General features: G+C 41.9%; 1 protein-coding gene and 1 pseudogene. Both read left to right on the top strand.

Annotated features, from left to right (window positions below; all coding sequences use genetic code 11):
• The first annotated feature begins 211 nt into the window (after positions 1-211).
• Positions 212-473: pseudogene (locus tag J7J01_09790) on the top strand (IS5 family transposase).
• 355 nt (positions 474-828) lie between these two features.
• Positions 829-1,575, top strand: a complete 747-nt coding sequence (locus J7J01_09785; protein ID MCD6211151.1) for a sulfite exporter TauE/SafE family protein — start codon at positions 829-831, stop codon at positions 1,573-1,575.
• Positions 1,576-1,640 lie beyond the last annotated feature (65 nt).

Here is a 1,640-nt window from a genome sequence, read left to right as displayed (position 1 = left end):
TTTAAGATGATAAGTACCAATTCTGTCTTTTAACTTAACCGAGGGAGAGTATACAAGGAGTTCCGAAATTCTCAAAAAAGAAGCTTTATGTGTTATGAAGTGTCCAAAGTGGACGTAAAGGATTTACAGTCATTAATGCGTTGAAAGTTTTAACCCCCTCCACCAACCATTCACAAAAGATCATCATATCACTCTCCAATCGATCAAAAGAGAAGCTATAACGATGCTGAAGGTCGTAATACTCGCAATGTGCTTTGAAGGTGATATAGCCTTCGTAATAAGCGAATTAAAGGCTAAAGTATCGTTAAGGGAGTTTACAGGCTTCTAAGCAGGTTTACAGTCGATCAGTTTGTAGATATGGCGTTGAGAACCATAAACGCCGTTCGTGAAAAGCGAAAGAGTGGGAAAAAACGATAATAATTGGAGATAAACTTGTTTTAGCCATAGAATACCCCCTTAAAGCCGTTGGCTTTTAGATTTACTCTGCCCTCTGTGACAAAGATCACTTATCCAGGTGTCGTTTTGATTGGCATTGCCATATCTTTTCTTTGGGTTTCAGGGATAAAGGAAGCCTACAAAGGCTTGCTGTATGGTGACATTTTGGTGGGGGTTAAAGCCTGTACATGCTCGTGGGCATGATTTTCATCGTTATTTTGTTTATGCGAACAGGTTGGAAGCTAACAAGAGTCGAAGGTGCCTCTCTCGTTCTTCTGGGTGCTATGCGTTGGGTTATGGATTTCTGTTAATGTATCACAATGTATAGGAGTATAATAAAAGCATGATTACATTTCAACTATAATTGAACGATTGAAGAAAGAGGGTAATGACATGACTCAGATTGTCCAATTTGTGATTCTCTTCGGCGTAGGTCTAATTGCGGGTTTTATGAGTGGTATGTTCGGAATCGGTGGGGGTTCGGTTAGAATACCATTGCTCAACCTTGCAGGCTTGCATCTATTAACTGCTTTTGCAATTAATCTGTTTGTTATACCCTTTTCATCTTCAATTGGTGCTATAACACAGCGGATGAATGTAGATCGCCTGATTGCGGTGTATGTAATCACAGGCGGCGCTTTAGGGTCCGTTGCGGGTGCATTTATTGTGGGTCTGGTCAGATCATTAACGTTAGCGATTATTTTCGTCCTCATTTCCATTATAAGCGTATTGGGGATATATCTCGATAGAATCGCGCCAGGTCTATATCAGCGAATCAATCCCAGCCCAAAGAGCATTATCCCGCTTTCATTCCTCTTGAATCTAATAGCAGGGATGCGAGGCGGCAGTGGTGGCTCTCTTTTCCCGTCATTTCTAAGAGCGATGAAATTGGATATCCACAAAGCAGTAGCAACATCATTGGTCGCTACTATCTTCACTGCTCTTCCCGCTATAATTGTATATTGGAACCGCGGTGATATTAGCTGGCTACCTGCGGCACTCGTGCTTGTAGGGTCAATGATGGGTGCAAGGATAGGGAGTAAGATGTCATTAAGAACAAAACCGTTCTGGCTGGAGCTGGGACTTTCTATACTGGTTATCGTTCTGGCATTTATTGTATTATATAAAGCTTTATTGTAGTTGGTAGTGAGTAGTGCGTAGGTGAGTGCCTGTACTGAACACCCCGACTGGAAAGTGGGTGATTG

It is taken from the genome of Methanophagales archaeon, from assembly GCA_021159465.1.
GTDB lineage: Archaea > Halobacteriota > Syntropharchaeia > Alkanophagales > Methanospirareceae > G60ANME1.
Note: the sequence above shows the minus strand (reverse complement) of the source record. Positions and strands in the feature narration are given on the sequence as shown.